Origin of the sequence: Mycobacterium sp. MAA66 (assembly GCF_041261665.1) — a bacterium.
Taxonomy (GTDB): domain Bacteria; phylum Actinomycetota; class Actinomycetes; order Mycobacteriales; family Mycobacteriaceae; genus Mycobacterium.
This window is the reverse complement of record NZ_JBGCCC010000013.1, coordinates 24,632-40,214: the sequence shown is the minus strand read 5'-3', so window position 1 is coordinate 40,214 and position 15,583 is coordinate 24,632. Positions and strand designations below refer to the sequence as shown.

The following is a 15,583-nucleotide window of genomic DNA, read 5'->3' as shown; positions in this document are numbered from 1 at the left end:
CGGCCGACCCGGCGGGATCACAGTCAGCCGATCGGATATCCACCTCGCCAACGGGCCACCTCGCCGATATTCCCTGTTGATTGCATGTCAAGATACGAATCAGCGAGCCGTTCCGAGGCAAAATCACACTCCGGCAACCAGGGAAAACATGTAGTGTTGTCCTGCTACAGCAAATTTACCGTCGGGGATATTAGATATCGGCACGGTATTCGTCATCGTTGACAGTCGAATACGAACCTTGGGGAGGGGTTGCCGTGCAATGGTTGCAGCGGTGGTGGCGTCAGGCCGACCACTACGACTGGATCATGGCGTACCTGACCACCCGGGGACTGTCTGGCCTGGTGCGCACGGTGATTGCCAGCATGACGGTCCTGACTGCCCTGATTCCGGTCGCCATGTTGGCAACGCCTCAAGGCGCACAAGGCGACCTGCCCCGGCTGGTGTCGGTCATCGCGAGCGCTGCCGGGATCCTGCTCGGGTTGATGTGGGTGGTCGGCACGCCCAACCGACGACAATCCGTCATCTTCGCCATCGGCATCACAACCTGCATCGGCGGCGGGGCATTGTCGTGCAGCGATCCGTCGGTGGCGATCTTGTTCTGTACGGCGTTCGTGATGCCGGCCAGCTATATCGCGTTCGCGCACACTGCGCCCAGCGCGGTCTACAACTTCCAATCGGCAATGGTCGTGGCAACGGTGGAAGCTGTCCGGCTGGCCCAGTCAGATCGACTCATCGAGGGATTGTGTGCCATGTGGTTGGTGCTGGCACTCACCGTGACGGTGCCGGCCAGCATCCAGATCATCGTCCGCAGCCTGGGCATCGACCTCTTACAGGCCGACTCCGACCCACTCACGCTGGTACTGAACCGGCGCGCGTTCATCATCAAAGCCCAGGAGTTGATCAACCGGCGACGCGGTACCGACACCTACCTGATGGTCATGGTGATCGACCTCGACGGGTTCAAACTCCTCAACGACACCCTCGGGCATCCGATCGGCGACCGCGCCCTGACCGCCGTGGCCGAAATCTTGCGATCGCATACCCGGGACACCGCGGTGATCGGGCGCAGCGGTGGCGACGAATTCCTGGTTGCCGACACCACCAACCGGCCCGACCAGACCTCCGCCGCCGAGCGCCTGCGCGTGGCGATCTCCGGTACGCCCTACCCGATCACCGCCAGCGTCGGCATCGCCACAACGGCGTTGGCGCACGTCGGCGATTTCGCCGCCGAAGCTGCCCTGGATGACCTGGTGGGTGCCGCCGACCAGCAGATGTACACGGCCAAACGTGCCGGTGGCGACCGGATCCAGCATGCCCGCGCCATACCCGAACGCCGGGAATCGGATTAGCGGGATGCCGAGCTGCGCGACTCGTCAGCGACCATGTCGAGCGCGATGCGTCGCGCCCGCAGCGCTGCGCGATCCGCCTTGATGTTGATATCGCGCCGCGGTTTGAGGTCTTCGGCCTGACGGCGCTGGACCGTCTCCAGCGTGACGGCGTCTCGCTCTGCCCAGTCGTGGAACATGGTGGCCAAAAATTCGCTCGTCACCTCGTCGTCTGTGGCGAAATCTCGCGACATCTGCAGGTAGACGGTCGTCGCGCCCGGTGATTCGGGGGTGAAGGCCTGGATCCGTAGCAATTGGCGCGGACGATCCCCGTCGGGTTCGATGACATACCGCTGGACGTGAAGCGCGGGCGATACGAACGTCCCCTCTTCGCGACGGATGCCCAACGTGGCGGCGGGCAGTCCGGTCATCTCGACTTCCCATTCGGCCAGCCGGCTGGGCGGCGTCTTACGGAAGTAGGTGACCGAGCGTTCCGACACCTCGACCTCGTCCAACGGCGGCAGCACGTCGATGTCGGGTGGCACTACATCGGGGTGCATGGTGAAGACGCTGGTCAGATCGAGGTAATGCTCGTGCAGCAGTAAGTAATTCGCCTCGACGTGCAGAACTTCGCGGGTGCCGGTCCAGCCGCCGCCGTCGGCCAACCACGGGATGCGCGGAGGTGTGCGCAATGTCGCGGCTCCCGGCTCCCCCAACCAGATCCAGATGAACCCGTCCTGCTCGGTCAGCGGATAGGTGCGTAGCCGCACACCCTGCGGCGGGCTGTCTTGCGACGGGACGTCGACCAGGCAGCCGGTTGGGTCGTAGGCCAGGCCGTGATAGCCGCATCGCACCAGGTCTCCATCGCGCCGGCCATCGGACAGTGGGTGGGCCCGGTGGGCGCAGCGATCCTCCATCGCGACCGGCGTGCCGTCGGCGGTGCGGTACAGCAGCACCGGCATGCCCAGCAGCCGGCGTCCCTGCAGATCGGTGGTCAATTCCTCGCCGTAGGCGGCGACATACCAGCAATTGAACGGGTAGTTGGGCCGAACACGATTGCCGCTCATAGGTCCAGCACCAGCCTTTCGGACTTCGAACGTGACACGCAGATCATGATGGTGTCTCCGCGGGTGCGTTCGGCTTCGTTGAGTACCGAGTCACGGTGATCTGGCGTGCCCTCCAGGACATCGCATTCGCAGGTACCGCAGACGCCCTCCATACACGAACCGAGCACGTCCAGGCCGGCTCCCTCGGCTACCTCGTAGATCGTCTTGCCCAGTGGCACAGTCAAAGTGACGCCCGAACGCTGGCACTCGACGTCGAACGTCGCCAACTCCCCTTCGGTGGCCTCGGCTTCTTTGGCGGAGAACCGCTCCAGATGCAAACTGCCCTCGGGCCATTGCCGACACGCCTCCTCGACGGCGGTCAACAACCCCTCGGGCCCGCAGCAGTACACCAGGGTATCCGAATCAGGCTGGGACAGAACGGTTTGCAGGCTGTCCCGGAATGTCGCGCCCTCGTCACGTGGACACACCTCGACCCGTTCACCATGGCGCTGCAGCTCGTCGAGATAAGCCATCCCGGACCGAGTACGGCCACCGTAGAGCAGCCGCCAGTCCGCGCCGGTCGCTTCGGCGGCGGCGATCATGGGCAGCATCGGCGTGATGCCGATTCCGCCGGCGATGAACTGGTACCGCGGTGCGCCGGCCAACGCAAAGTGGTTGCGCGGACCCCGAACTCGGATCGCCGTGCCCGGATACAGCTTGTTGTGGACGAATTCCGATCCGCCGCGACTGTTGGGATCCAGCAGGACGCCGACCTGCCACCGCAACCGATCGGTGGTGTCACCGCACAGTGAGTACTGGCGCACCAGCTCCGGCGTCATCACCAGGTCGATATGTGCGCCCGGCGTCCACTCCGGCAGTTCTGCCCCAGACGGATCGGCCAGCGTCAGCGTGACGACACCGTCGGCCGATTCGACGCGAGACACGACCTCCAGGTCGAGCTCGACTTCGCGAAAGGCCGGCTTGCTCATGTCGTCCGCCGCACCGGAATGGACTTGAACTGGTTGAGGAACAGCGCGCGCACCCGTGTCGGTTCGCCGTCGAGTTCGAGGTCCGGGAAGCGTTCCAGCGTCTGCAGGATCCAGTGCTTGAGCTCCAGGCGGGCCAGGTTGGCGCCGAGGCAGAAGTGCTTGCCGCGGCCGCCGAAGGCCTGATGCTTGTCCGCCAGTCCCTCCCGGGTGATGTCGAACTTATGTGGGTTCTCGAATGCGGTCTCGTCGCGGTTGGAGGCGATGTACCACAGCAAGAGTCGGTCGCCCTCTTTGATCGTCACACCGTTGAGCTCGATGTCCGCGGTCGCGGCGCGGGCCATGAAGGCGAAGGCCGGGAAACAGCGCAGCCCTTCTTCAACGGTCGCTTCGATGTACTTGTCGGGGTTCTCCCGCAGCAGGGCGAGCTGGTCGGGATTCTGCATGAGGGCCAGCATGGTGGCGCTGTAGGTGGCACGGGTCGAGTCGTTGCCCGCGGTCATCAGCAGGGCGAAGAAGGTGGCCATTTCCAGCTCGGTGAGCTTCTCGCCATCCACCTCGGCGTTCATCACCGCGGTGATCAGGTCGTCCCGCGGAGTTACGCGCCGCTGCTCGATCTGCTCGTTGAGGTACGCGATGATTTCCAGCACGATGGCTCCGGCGTCATCCCATTGGGCGCGGATCTCGGGGTCCTCGAACGCGCTGAACACGTTGGTCCAGTGCACCAGTCGTTCGTCGTCCTGAGGCGGCGTGCCGAGCATCGAGCCGATGACGCGGGCCGGGACCGGGCGGGCCACATCGGCAACCAGGTCGAACCGCTCCTTGTCGGCAACGCTGTCGAGCACGCCGCTGATGATCTGCTTGATCGCGTCCTCGTGCGCAGCAACGCGTTCTGGGGTGAAAGCCTTGATCACGAGGGCCTTGAGCCGGTCATGGCGGGGCGGATCCATGGAGATCAACTGGAGCCGCTGCACATCCAGCGGGACCCCGATGTCGTCGACGCTGAAGATGCCGCGCTTCTCCGACGAGTACGTCCGGTGGTCGCGGCTGACGGCGCGCACGTCGTCGTAGCGAGTGATGGACCAGAAGCCACCTTCACCGGGCGCGCTGCGCTGCGGGCTGTGGTGCACAGGCGCCTCGCGCTGCATCCGAGCGAACAATTCGTATGGCGGTCCCGCCTCCCATACCGCGGGGTCCGCCAGGTCGACGGAGGTCAGGTCGAGGTCGTTCATCGTGGTCATCTGAATGTCCTAAATCGGTTGGGGCGGTGGGTTTTACCGGGCGAATGCAGGACGACGAGCACCGAGGATCTGGCGGCAGATGCTCGCGCTGATCACCAGCACCAACGGCCACATTCCGATGGACATGAGCAAAACGAATTCTAGAATCATCGAGGACATCCGGAAGGCCTTTCGTCGGACTGGATTGGCTGATGCGAGGAACGCTACGGAGACCCCCGCTGGCAAACGACGTCCGCGATCGACGAAAAAAGTGGGATACCGACGTCTCCGGGAGACAAGGCTCTACGGTTTGCACATGGCAGAGATCGGGGCGGACGATGGCGGCGCAATCGGGCGCGCGGCGGTGGAGATCATTGCGCGGCTCGATGCCCGGCTCCCCGACATCACCAAGTCGGTGCAGCAACTGGTGATGGCGGATATCGCCGAGCTTCGCGGTGAAGAACAGCTACAGCAGTTGCTGGCCGATACCGTCGAAGCCAACATCGACACCTTCTTCTCCGCCATCCGTCATGGCATCCCGGTCGAATTCGTCCAGGTCCCGACGGCGGCGATCGAATACGCTCGCCGGCTGGCCCAGCGTGACGTCTCGGCCAATGCCCTGGTCCGGGCATATCGGCTCGGCCACCAAGGCGCGCTGAAAGCCATCCTGGAAGAGATCCGGGCCGCAGCTCTGGACCCCCAGCTGAGTCTGGATCTCTTCGACGTGATGTCGACGGTGTCGTTCGGCTATATCGACCAGGTGTCGCAGGCGGTCGTTGTGGTCTATCAGCAGGCCAGGGAACGGTGGCTGGAGACCCGAAACAGCTTGCGCACGGCCAAAGTTCGCGAACTGCTCGCAGGCGGGGAGATGGACCTGGATGCCATGACGACCACGATCCGTTACCCGCTGCGGCGGGTTCACCTTGCGGTGGTGCTGTGGTGCGTCGAGCCCGAGGACAAACTCGCCGCTATGGAGCGGCAGGTGCACAAGTATGCCGAGGTCATCGCCAGTCCCGATGCGCCGCTGTTCATCTCGGTCGACCGCGTCACGGCTTGGGCCTGGATCACGGTACCGGCGGACATCGTCGACGAGGCGGCGGCACGAATCCGCGACGTGGCACCGGCCGAAGGCATCTATGTCGCCGTCGGCACGCCGCTACAGGGAGCTGACGGCTTCCGCCACTCGCACCGGCACGCACTCGACGCTCGCGCGGTGGCCGTCGCTTCAAACCTTGCCCAACGCCAATTCACCGCCTTCAGCGACCATGGCATCTCACTGTCAGCGCTGGTCGGTTCGGATATCGACGCGGCGGCCGTGTGGACCCGGGAGGTGTTGGGCCCACTGGCCGGCCCGACAGACAGCGACGAGCGACTGCGGGAAACCCTTTATGCGTTTCTGCGGTCGGGTTCGAGCTACAAGGCCGCTGCCGAGGAGCAGCATCTACACACCAATTCGGTCAAGTACCGGGTCCATCGCGCGATCGAGCGGCGCGGTCGACCCATCGACGACGACCGACTCGATGTCGAGGTGGCACTGCTGTTGTGCAGCCAGTTCGGCGAGCGACTCTTGCAGTGCCAAGATGCACCGCAATGAGCACGCAGACCACCTTTGTCCTGACCGTCCTCGTGCTGTGCTACGCCGTCGTCTCCGGTCTGATCATCCGGGCGCGGGTCGCGCCGGCATTGATATTCGTCGCATGCGGAATCCTGGTGGGGCCTTACGGGCTGGGTTGGTTGACCACCGACGCGCATTCGGCGACATTCACCGTGCTGGCACAGATGGCGCTGACGATCATGCTCTTCAATCAAGCCACCACACTGAATCTGCGGGCGACCTTTCGCCGCCCCTACGTGGCACGGCGACTGCTCCTCGTCGGTTTTCCGGTCACAGTCGCGCTCGGCACGCTGGCCGCGCACCTGCTGTTACCGGCGCTGCCGCTGTTCGAGGCGGTATGCCTCGCCGTGATCGTCGCCCCGACCGAAGTCGCGCTGATCGAGGCGCTGGTGCAGGACCGCCGAATTCCTGAGCAGGTGCGTCACGCCTTCTCGGTGGAAAGCGGCTTCTACGACGGGCTGGCCTTGGCGGCGCTCCTGGTGGCGTTGGCCATGGCTTCCGAACAGACTGACCACGTAGCCGGACGGTGGATCGGTTTTCTGGTGCGCACCGAAGGTGTCTCGACGGTCGCCGGTGTCGCCATCGGAGCAGTCGGGGCGGCTGTCATGGCCTACGCCCGACGCCGGTCCTGGATGACTGACACGTGGACCCAGTTGGCAACGCCGACAATGGCATTGGCTTGCTTTGAGGTCGGCGAGCACCTGCACGGCAGCGGATTCGTCGCGGCTTTCGCCGGCGGGCTGGCGTATACATTCGTCGTATCGCAGCACGGCCACCAACCGGAGAGCATGCAGGTGTCCGACGCCGCAGCGGAGCTCCTTGAACTGTTGGTGTTCGCGACCTTCGGTGGGTTCGCCGTTGTGCCCGCTTTCGGTCACGCAGATTGGCGGGTATTGATCTTCGCGATCGTCGCGGTCTTCGTAATCCGCATCGCTGCAGTCGGATTGGCGCTAGCAGGCACCGGGCTGCCGCGACGCGACACGTTGTTCATCGGATGGTTCGGCCCGCGCGGAATCGGCACCCTGGTCACCGCGCTTCTGGTACTGCGCAGCGGCGAAATCCAACAGACGTCGCTGATCGTCGAGGTCGCCGTCGTGGCTGTCACACTCAGCCTCCTCGGACACGGCCTGACCGTCCCGCTCGGGCTGCGGTGCTACCCACTCCCCGCTAGCGTCGACACCTCGAAAGTACCGTAAGCCGTTGCGGCGGAATCATCCTCGCTTGGCGAATTCCGCCGGGGAACACCCCTCACGCGCGTGAACGCCGTGCTGGACGTGTGCGCGATCGTCTTGACGTAGTCGACATACCGAACCTCGACCAGGTGTCCAATCAGCAAACAAATCCGGATTTCCCGTCGTCAGCCTCGCCCGGGGTTGTCCAATATGGTCACGACAGCCGCGCGGCGGTCGGGTTCAAGCCGGGTGTCTGGGACGCTCGGGAACGGAGGGGGAACGACATGCCCGACTATCCAGCAGTAGTACTCGTTCATGGGTTCTGGGGAGGAGCCGCGCACTGGGCCAACGTGATCGTCGAGCTGCACCGGCGCGGTTATGACAGCCTGCACGCGGTCGAGAATCCGTTGACCTCACTGCGCGACGACGCCGCACGTACCCGGCAGATGGTCAAGCAGATCGACGGTCCCGTGCTCTTGGTCGGGCACTCGTACGGCGGCGCGGTCATCACCGAAGCCGGCGATCTCCCCAACGTGATCGGCCTGGTCTTCGTGGCCGCGTTCGCGCCTGATGCCGGCGAGAGCCCCGGCCAGATCACCGAGCAACTCCCCCCTGCCGCGGCCGCCAACCTCAGCCCCGATTCCGACGGCCACCTCTGGGTCAAGCAGGACAAGTTCCACGAAAGCTTCGCCCAGGACCTGTCGTCCGACGAAGCGCTCGTCATGGCCGTGACGCAGAAGGCGCCACTGGCATCGACATTCGGCGATGCCGTGACCGCGCCGGCCTGGAAGGCCAAGCCCTCCTGGTACCAGGTATCTACCCAAGACCGGATGATTCACCCGGACAACGAGCGACGAATGGCGCAACGGATCAACCCACGGAAGGTCATCGAACTCGATGCCAGCCATGCGTCATTGGCCTCGCAACCGGTGGCCGTTGCCGACCTCATCGACACCGCCCGGACGGACCTCGCTTCAGGCTCCTAGATAGGGGCTACAGCGCCGAGATGATTTCCCGCGCAGCACGATTACCGGCCTCGATGGCGCCTTCGATATAGCCGGCATGATCGGCGGCGGTCTACACGCGGCACACGACCGCCAGCGAATTAACCGAGTGGTAATATCAGTGATGTTCGACGCGCCGATGCACGGCGCCGCCCTGGTCGAACCACGATCCGAGGAGGAGCCATGTCTGTTCGCCGCACCGTCGAGGGGTTGATGCAGCGCCGAACCCTGCTACCCGAGTGGGTTGAGTCGGCGCTGTCGGGACGGGGCCGCGATGTCAGCGGCTTGACGGTGGTCGTCACCGGCGCATCGGCCGGCATCGGCCGCGAGGCGGTCACCCAATTGTGCGCTCAAGGCGCCCGGGTCATCGGCATCGCCCGCCGCGAGGAGGAACTGCGTTCATTGGCCACCGAAACTGGATGCCGATGGCGCACTTGCGATCTGGCCGACGAAGACGCGATTGACCAACTACTGCAGGAGCTCGTCGACGAGCGGGTGGACGTCCTGGTCAACAATGCGGGGCATTCCATCCGCCGGCGCGTTATCGATGCCTCCGACAGGCTGCACGACTACCAGCGGACCATGGCACTGAACTATTTCTCCGCGGTTCAGCTGACGTTGGGGCTGCTGCCCGGGATGGTCGAGCGCGGCCAAGGTCAGATCGTCAACGTCTGCACCTGGGGCCTGCACGCCAACACTTTTCCGCGCTTTTCCGCCTACGCGGCGTCGAAAAACGCATTGGCGATCTTCGGCCGCAGCCTCAACGCTGAACAACCACATCCCGGGGTGCGTGCAACGAACGTGTACTTCCCGCTGGTTCGCACCGAGATGATCGCCCCGACAGCGGAATACGCCGGGGCCGGTGCCCTGTCGGCGCAGGAAGCCGGCCGGTGGATCGTGCGCGCGATCACCCATCAGCCGGTCGAGGTCAGTGCGGCAGTGTTACGCCGGGTGCTGCCGGCCATCGACTGGATCTCGCCCATCGCCACCGACCGCGCTATTGCGTCAATCACCTGAGCACTCAGATGGGACCCCGATGATGAAGCATCCGATCTCCCGCGCACTGTCGTACGCCGTCATCGACGGTGTACTGCCGATGCTCGACCGGCGCCTGCCCTGGTCGCGCCGGCCGTTCGACGCCGCCGACATCATGAAACCCCACGCGCAGTCACATACCTGGGCGACTACGCATTTCGGAGTCTTCGTCCCCGATCTGCCTGCTCCACTCAGATATGTCAACACCATGACCTTGCTCGGCGCCTCGGGCACCGAACTATTCGACCTCGACCATCTGGCTGCCCCCGACGCACGCAACACCGCCACCGTGTTCTCCTCGACCGCGAAGGGCGATCAACGCTTCTACCGGGCGTACGACATGCAGACCGACTGCTCGTTCAGCGACGACGGTGCGCAATTGCGCTGGGCCGACGATCTGTCCATCGACGTCGCGTTGCCCGAGGTTCGGGTCCGAGGCTGCTACCCCCAGTTCTCCGTCGATCTCAAACTGGCTGTGACAGATCAGGTTTCCTACTTCGTGAAGACTCCGATCTATGACCATCTGAGCCTGCTCGCCCCCTACCGCGGAGTCGTCGACGGCACAGCGGTCCATGGCCTGGCAACCTTCGAATACGCGAGAATTCGGACACTCCAAGGACTTTTACGGCGTCCCATGCCCGCGCGACTGAAGTTGCCGTTGGACTTCTTCACGTACCAGATCATCAACATCGACGAACAGACCCAGGTGCTGTTGACCGAGGTCCGCGCACGCGGCCGGATCGCCTGCAGGCTTGCGCATGTACGAGTCCTCGGCGCCGAGACCGAGGTCTACCCCGATGTCGACTTCACCGTGACCGAGTACGGCGATCCGATGGTCGACGACCGCGGTAACACAATGCGATGCCCCCACAAGATCCGGTGGACGGTGCGCGACGGCGGCCGCGAAATTCTGGCAGTGGAGGGCACCGTCGACTCGCCCTGGCGCCTCGGCCACGGCCCCGGATACGTCGCCGCCTACTCGTACACCGGGACGTGGCGATCCGCGGCAGTGTCCGGCAGCGCGTATCTGGAGTGGATCGACGTCCAACCAATATGATTGGCGCAGTGGGTAAATACCGATGAGACGAAGTCCGTGATGGCACCGCAGGCAGGCGTCTAGGCTTGGGCGGTGACCACGCGCGCCGTCAACCGTAAAACCGGTACAAAGGGCGTGCCACGTAGTGAACGCGAGCAGCTGATCGTTGTTGCCGCCATCGCGGAGTTCAGCAAGGCCACCTATGCGGGTGCATCCCTGGCCTCGATCGCCGCCCACGTCGGAGTGTCGAAAACCCTGATCATCAGTTACTTCGGGTCCAAGGAGTCGGTGTACGTCGCGTGTGTGACGCGGCTCGGAGCCCAGGTAGCCGAAGCGGTCGCCGACGCGTTGACCACGCCGGACCATCTGACCGGCTCCGGAGTCGCGGCGGGCGAACCGGTGCTGGCCGCGATCTTCGCGACGTTCGAAAATCGCCCCGGCGATTGGCACGTGCTGTTCGATCGTTCGGTCCCGGATGGACCGGCACGTGACGCCGCCCGACGCCAGCGAACCATGCTGCGGGAGCAGGCATTCAGTGCAGTGTCGCGCTCCCTCGGAGCCCTGGGCCTGACCGACCAGTCTGATCTCGGCGCCGCCACTGTCGTGTGGGAGCACATGGTGTCCGGCCTGATGTTGTGGTGGCGGCGGCATCCGGCCGAATCCGCCGCGGCGATGGCGGCGCGGGCACGCCGCATATTGGCGGCCATGGCCGGCCAGGCGCCGCATGATTCGCCCGGGAAGCGAAAGCGCGCCGCACCTACCTCCGGGTCCTAGTAATTCCCAATGGCACTGTCCATTTCGCCGATCTGAGCGGTCTTCCCGCGCAACGGGAAGGCGAGGGATCGCGATAACGGCGCGGTGCGATGGTTCGAATCATGCCCCATTCAGATTCCCGCGTGACGCAGTCGGCAGCTGAACAACTGTTGGCCATCGAGGCGATCAAGAACGTGTTCGCCGGGCGGCTGCTGTGCATGGACACCAAAGACTGGGATCACTACGGCGACTTCCATACCGAGGATGTGGTCAGCGACTCATGGCGTGGATTGCCTGGTGGGAATCGTCCCGTCACGGGCAGCGAGAACGTGGTGATCGGTCGGGACCGGCTGACTTCGGCGATTCGGTCACTTTTGGATGGCTCGGTGTCCATCACGACGGTCCATCACGGCCATACCCCGCAGATCGAGCTGACCTCGGACACCACGGCTCGGGGCGTCTGGGCCATGGAGGACCACCTGTGGTGGACCAACGGCGATCATGAGGAGCATCTACACGGCTACGGCCACTACCACGAAGAGTATCGGTGCGTCGATGGCCGCTGGTTGATCAGCAGGCGGGCTCTGACCCGACTGCGAGTAGACGCCACGCCCGATTTCTACTCCCACCTAACCGGCCGGCTATAGCCGGCCCGGTCGCCAGCGTTTCGGCAGGCTGCCATCGCCGAATTCGTCACCACTACCCACCAGCGACTGTCGGGCCGACGAACTAGTCGGCCCGAACCGGCCAGCAAAGGTCGAGCTGCCGACATGATCTCGCGATTAGATGGGCACCTTCGCGGATACCCGGGTATTCAACGCAGCGAATTCCTTGTAATTTTCTAGTAGCTGATTGAATTTATGGCTAACTATTTGTCCGATAAATCGGACCATCGTCAAGTGATCGCCAATGCACATCAGCGTGGGCATCGTGGGCCGTCACGGGATAGCCAGCCCTGTCCGACGGGCTTACAATCACCGCGGCATGAGGTGAGGTGTTGCAGGACGATGACCGGCGAATCCACGGTATGGACCGAGGTCATCTGGTGCGCACTGGCGCTGACCACGGCGGCCACGTACGGCCTGTGGGTCATCGAACGCCGACATCCCTATCTGGCGTACATCGGTTCGGCATCCGCCTGCGCCACACTGGCCATGGCAGCAAATTCACTTCCTGTTGCTATCGAATATCGACTCGCGATCAATGCGTTGCTGCTCGTCGGCGGGGCGCTGCTGTTCATCGAAGGGCTGACCCGCCGGGCGGGCCGCAGACCAGGTAGGGCTTCGACATTGACCGCGGCCGCCCTGGGCGTGGCCGGCGTCCTGATTCTGGCGGTGACTCATCAGGGTCTGCGCTGGGAGGTACGCCTGCAGGACGCGACCACAGCGCTGGTGGCAGCCTGCGGCGTCTTTCACGGTCGAATGCTGACCAACGGGCGTCGCGGAGACCGGCTGATGGGCCTGCTCTTACTCGGCGGCGTCGGTTATTTTCTGGCGCGCGGCTGGTTCGGCCTGGATATGGCCGAACTGAACAGCGGCAGAAACTCGAGCTTCGCCGTATTCACCCCACCCTTCACCATGTTCTTCGCCGGTTTCATTGTGTCCATGGTTGCCACGCTGGCCGTTCAGGAAATATGGGGAGCAATCGACAAATTGCGCGACGAACGCGATACCGATGTACTCACCGGCCTACTGAATCGCCGTGGCTTTCAGACGAAAGTGGAATTGCTTCTTGAGCCAGCCCGATACATACCGTCGAGTTTCGTCGTGTTCGATCTCGACGACTTCAAGTCGGTCAACGATCACTACGGACACACTGCGGGCGACGAGCTGCTGAGACGTTTCGGCGCGCTGCTGAGCGAGGCCGTGGGTGCGAACGACGTCGTCGGTCGACTCGGCGGCGATGAGTTCGCGCTGTACCTGACCGGTCCACCTCACGATGCTCTGGTGGTTGCCGGGCGAGTGCGCGAGAGCCTGGTCCGCGCCAGATCAGGTGATCTTCTTGGTGCGGAATCGACCACCACCTCGTTCGGCATCGCAGCAGCTGTCCCGGGCATGAAGTTCACCGACCTCCTGGCCGCCGCCGACCATGAGCTCTACCACGCGAAGCGGGTGCGGAGCACCGGGCGGTGACGCACGGCTGGCACGTAGATCAGCTGCCCGCGTAGGCACGCAAGAATGCCGCCGCGCCCGCGACGGCGCGCTCCTTGATCTGCGTCGGGGCACCACCCGGGAAGAACATGCCCCGATCGAGATCGGCACCCATGACCAAGAAGGCGAAATGTTCTGCCGCCAGCGACGGATCGGCGAGGCACAGCAGACCACGGTCGGCGAGGTCGCCGAACAACTCGGCCAGCGCTCGCATGACCGCTTCGGGAGCGCGGTCCCGATACTCCGCAACCAGATCCGGGAACCGCGACGATTCCATCACCAGCAAGCGACGCAACGGCAACACCCTGGTGCCCAACACAGCCTCTGCCAGACGGATCGCGATCCCCGGCAGCTCGGCCAACGGGTCGGCGACTGCACGCACGTCGGTGGCGAGATCTGCGCTGAATCGCTCGGCGATGGAGATCGATCTCAGGATCGTCGCCCGGAAGAGTGCTGCCTTATCGCCGTACAAGTTGTAGATGGTGCGCTTGACGACCCCGGCGCGCTCTGCCACCTGGTCAACCGTCGCACCCTGATAGCCAAGTTCGAGGAACACTGCCGCGGCCGCATCAAGAATCAGCGACCGCGACCGGGTCACCCTGGGATCCTCGCCGTCCGTTGACATTCCGCCTTCCCTGGCCATGCTCTTGCGTCGCCGACACTGCGTGGCTAGTGTACGCACGAGTGCACTAATGCACTCATGAGTGCAGGAGTTGCGATGTCCGACCCACAGCCGGCCCTCGATCGAAATGCAGCGGTCACCCGCAGCCTGCTGGGCTGGGGAGTCGTCGCCGGGCCCTTTTACCTCGTCGTCGGCGTGGTTCTCGGATCTACGCGACCAGGTTTCGACTTCACCCGCCACGCCCTCTCGTTGTTGATGCTCGGTCACCTGGGATGGATCCAGCGGGCCAATTTCGTGCTGTGCGGACTCATGGTGATCGCCGCCGGGGTCGGTACGCTGCGCGCGATACGCAGTGGGCGTGGCCTCACAGTGGGAGCGCTGGTCATCACCGCCGGAGCCGCGCTCATCGTCGGCGCCATATTTGTCCCGGACCCAGTCAACGGTTTTCCGCCTGGCGCGGCCTCCAGCACACCCACCGCGAGCGGGATGCTGCATCTGATATGTGGGGCAATACAATTCGTCACGATTGCCGGCGCAGCAGTGGCGCACGCGTTATGGAGTCGCACAGTGGGACAACCTGCCCGCGGCGCAGCGAGCCTCACCCTGGCCGGCGGCATACTCGGCGGGTTCGCCGGTGGTGTGGCACTGGCTCACCACCCGGTCGGTATCGCGCTGCTATGGCTCGCCGTCATCTGCGAATGGACCTGGCTGGCGTTCGCGTGCGGGCAGATCTATCAGTGGTCCCCGCACCCACTCGCCGCAGCCAGGCGCACTGTCAGCTGAGGTGCTGATCGAAGAATGCGAATACCCGCTCCCAGGCGTCGGCGGAGGCTGCTTCGTTCTCGCCGAACCCGATGATGCGCGACAGCGCCTGCAACGGAGCGCGGTCGGCAAAACTGTGGCCGGCGTGCGGGTAGGTCTTGACGTCGCAGGGAATGTTCTTGTCGTTCAGCACTTCTTGCAGACGCTGACCGCTGCCGCGATTGAGCGGATCACGCTCGCCGAAGCTGGCGACCATCGGGCAGGCGCCCTCGAGGATTTCGGCGTATTTGCTCTGCAACGGCGGCGGATAGAACGGCGCGGACGCTCCGAATCCTTTGGTGGAGGCCACCAGCGCAAACCCTCCCCCCATGCAGAACCCGGCGATACCGATCGCACCGGTGCAGTCAGGACGCGCAGCCAGTAGCGCACGCGCCGCTGCGATGTCAGTGAAGGAGCGGCCGGTATAAGCCATCAGCTCACTCATCACCGTTCGCATGCAACGGATTGCACCACCGCGGGCGAACAGGTCCGGCACCACAGCCAAGTAGCCGTGGTCGGCGATTCGCCGCGCCACCTCCCGGTGCGGAGCGCGAAGCCCGAACGCGTCGTGAATGACGACGACCCCCGGCCACGGGCCCGTTCCGGACGGGACCTCAAGAACCCCACCGATCTTGCCTTCGGGTGTCTCGATGTCGATATCGGTCATGGACTCATGCCGCCTTCCGCAGTGGCTGGGCACACGTCGCGACGCTATTCCTTGTACCGGCCCTCGGGCAAGAGTCGCCCATCACTGTCGAGGGCAACACCATTACGGAGGGAACGTTGTAGCTCGTCACATTGCCCGCACGGCCCCCGCC

15 protein-coding genes are annotated in these 15,583 nt (G+C 64.3%); 10 read left to right on the top strand and 5 right to left on the bottom strand.

The features are described from left to right. The first annotated feature begins 254 nt into the window (after positions 1–254). On the top strand, positions 255–1,349 hold the full coding sequence (locus tag ABIA30_RS25045) for a diguanylate cyclase (protein ID WP_370070463.1): 1,095 nt from the start codon (positions 255–257) through the stop codon (positions 1,347–1,349). On the opposite strand, the gene ABIA30_RS25040 is transcribed toward ABIA30_RS25045, so the two are convergent. From ABIA30_RS25040 to ABIA30_RS25030, 3 genes are read right to left on the bottom strand one after another with little or no spacing between them, the layout of a single operon-like run. After that, positions 1,346–2,392: a Rieske 2Fe-2S domain-containing protein gene (locus ABIA30_RS25040; RefSeq protein WP_370070461.1), complete on the bottom strand. Its 1,047-nt coding sequence runs from the start codon at positions 2,390–2,392 to the stop codon at positions 1,346–1,348. The two genes, ABIA30_RS25045 and ABIA30_RS25040, sit on opposite strands and share 4 nt — an antisense overlap. Beyond that, the gene (locus tag ABIA30_RS25035; RefSeq protein ID WP_370070459.1) at positions 2,389–3,360 is read right to left on the bottom strand and encodes a 2Fe-2S iron-sulfur cluster-binding protein; all 972 of its coding nucleotides are present in this window, start codon (positions 3,358–3,360) and stop codon (positions 2,389–2,391) included. Before ABIA30_RS25035 ends, ABIA30_RS25040 begins: the two co-directional genes overlap by 4 nt. Further along, complete coding sequence (locus ABIA30_RS25030) at positions 3,357–4,598, bottom strand: cytochrome P450 (protein WP_370070457.1); 1,242 nt, start codon at positions 4,596–4,598, stop codon at positions 3,357–3,359. Before ABIA30_RS25030 ends, ABIA30_RS25035 begins: the two co-directional genes overlap by 4 nt. Before the next feature lie 295 nt (positions 4,599–4,893). Here ABIA30_RS25030 and ABIA30_RS25025 point away from each other — a divergent pair, with 295 nt between their 5' ends. From ABIA30_RS25025 to ABIA30_RS24990, 8 genes are all read left to right on the top strand, one after another. Beyond that, on the top strand, positions 4,894–6,171 hold the full coding sequence (locus ABIA30_RS25025) for a PucR family transcriptional regulator (protein WP_370070455.1): 1,278 nt from the start codon (positions 4,894–4,896) through the stop codon (positions 6,169–6,171). Beyond that, the gene (locus ABIA30_RS25020; RefSeq protein WP_370070453.1) at positions 6,168–7,388 is read left to right on the top strand and encodes a cation:proton antiporter; all 1,221 of its coding nucleotides are present in this window, start codon (positions 6,168–6,170) and stop codon (positions 7,386–7,388) included. The genes ABIA30_RS25025 and ABIA30_RS25020 overlap by 4 nt, the downstream gene beginning before the upstream one ends. A gap of 260 nt (positions 7,389–7,648) precedes the next feature. After that, positions 7,649–8,350, top strand: coding sequence for an alpha/beta hydrolase (locus ABIA30_RS25015; protein ID WP_370070451.1), 702 nt, complete (start codon positions 7,649–7,651; stop codon positions 8,348–8,350). A 201-nt stretch (positions 8,351–8,551) separates the two neighbouring features. Continuing rightward, a complete protein-coding gene (locus ABIA30_RS25010; RefSeq protein ID WP_370070449.1) occupies positions 8,552–9,385 on the top strand; it encodes an SDR family NAD(P)-dependent oxidoreductase in 834 nt (277 codons plus the stop codon). 19 nt (positions 9,386–9,404) lie between these two features. Further along, a complete protein-coding gene (locus tag ABIA30_RS25005; protein WP_370070447.1) occupies positions 9,405–10,460 on the top strand; it encodes a DUF6670 family protein in 1,056 nt (351 codons plus the stop codon). Between the two features lie 114 nt (positions 10,461–10,574). Further along, a complete protein-coding gene (locus ABIA30_RS25000) occupies positions 10,575–11,213 on the top strand; it encodes a TetR/AcrR family transcriptional regulator (RefSeq protein ID WP_370070582.1) in 639 nt (212 codons plus the stop codon). Positions 11,214–11,314: 101 nt separating this feature from the next. After that, positions 11,315–11,839 (top strand): nuclear transport factor 2 family protein, encoded by a 525-nt coding sequence (locus ABIA30_RS24995; protein WP_370070445.1) that lies wholly within the window; start codon positions 11,315–11,317, stop codon positions 11,837–11,839. Positions 11,840–12,199: 360 nt separating this feature from the next. Beyond that, the gene (locus ABIA30_RS24990) at positions 12,200–13,324 is read left to right on the top strand and encodes a diguanylate cyclase domain-containing protein (protein ID WP_370070443.1); all 1,125 of its coding nucleotides are present in this window, start codon (positions 12,200–12,202) and stop codon (positions 13,322–13,324) included. 19 nt (positions 13,325–13,343) lie between these two features. On the opposite strand, the gene ABIA30_RS24985 is transcribed toward ABIA30_RS24990, so the two are convergent. Beyond that, a complete protein-coding gene (locus ABIA30_RS24985; protein WP_370070441.1) occupies positions 13,344–13,940 on the bottom strand; it encodes a TetR/AcrR family transcriptional regulator in 597 nt (198 codons plus the stop codon). Between the two features lie 120 nt (positions 13,941–14,060). On the opposite strand from ABIA30_RS24985, the gene ABIA30_RS24980 reads away from it, so the two are divergent. After that, positions 14,061–14,747, top strand: a complete 687-nt coding sequence (locus ABIA30_RS24980) for a DUF998 domain-containing protein (RefSeq protein WP_370070439.1) — start codon at positions 14,061–14,063, stop codon at positions 14,745–14,747. On the opposite strand, the gene ABIA30_RS24975 is transcribed toward ABIA30_RS24980, so the two are convergent. Beyond that, positions 14,740–15,432, bottom strand: coding sequence for a dienelactone hydrolase family protein (locus tag ABIA30_RS24975; RefSeq protein ID WP_370070437.1), 693 nt, complete (start codon positions 15,430–15,432; stop codon positions 14,740–14,742). The genes ABIA30_RS24980 and ABIA30_RS24975 overlap by 8 nt on opposite strands. Between the last annotated feature and the right edge of the window lie 151 nt (positions 15,433–15,583).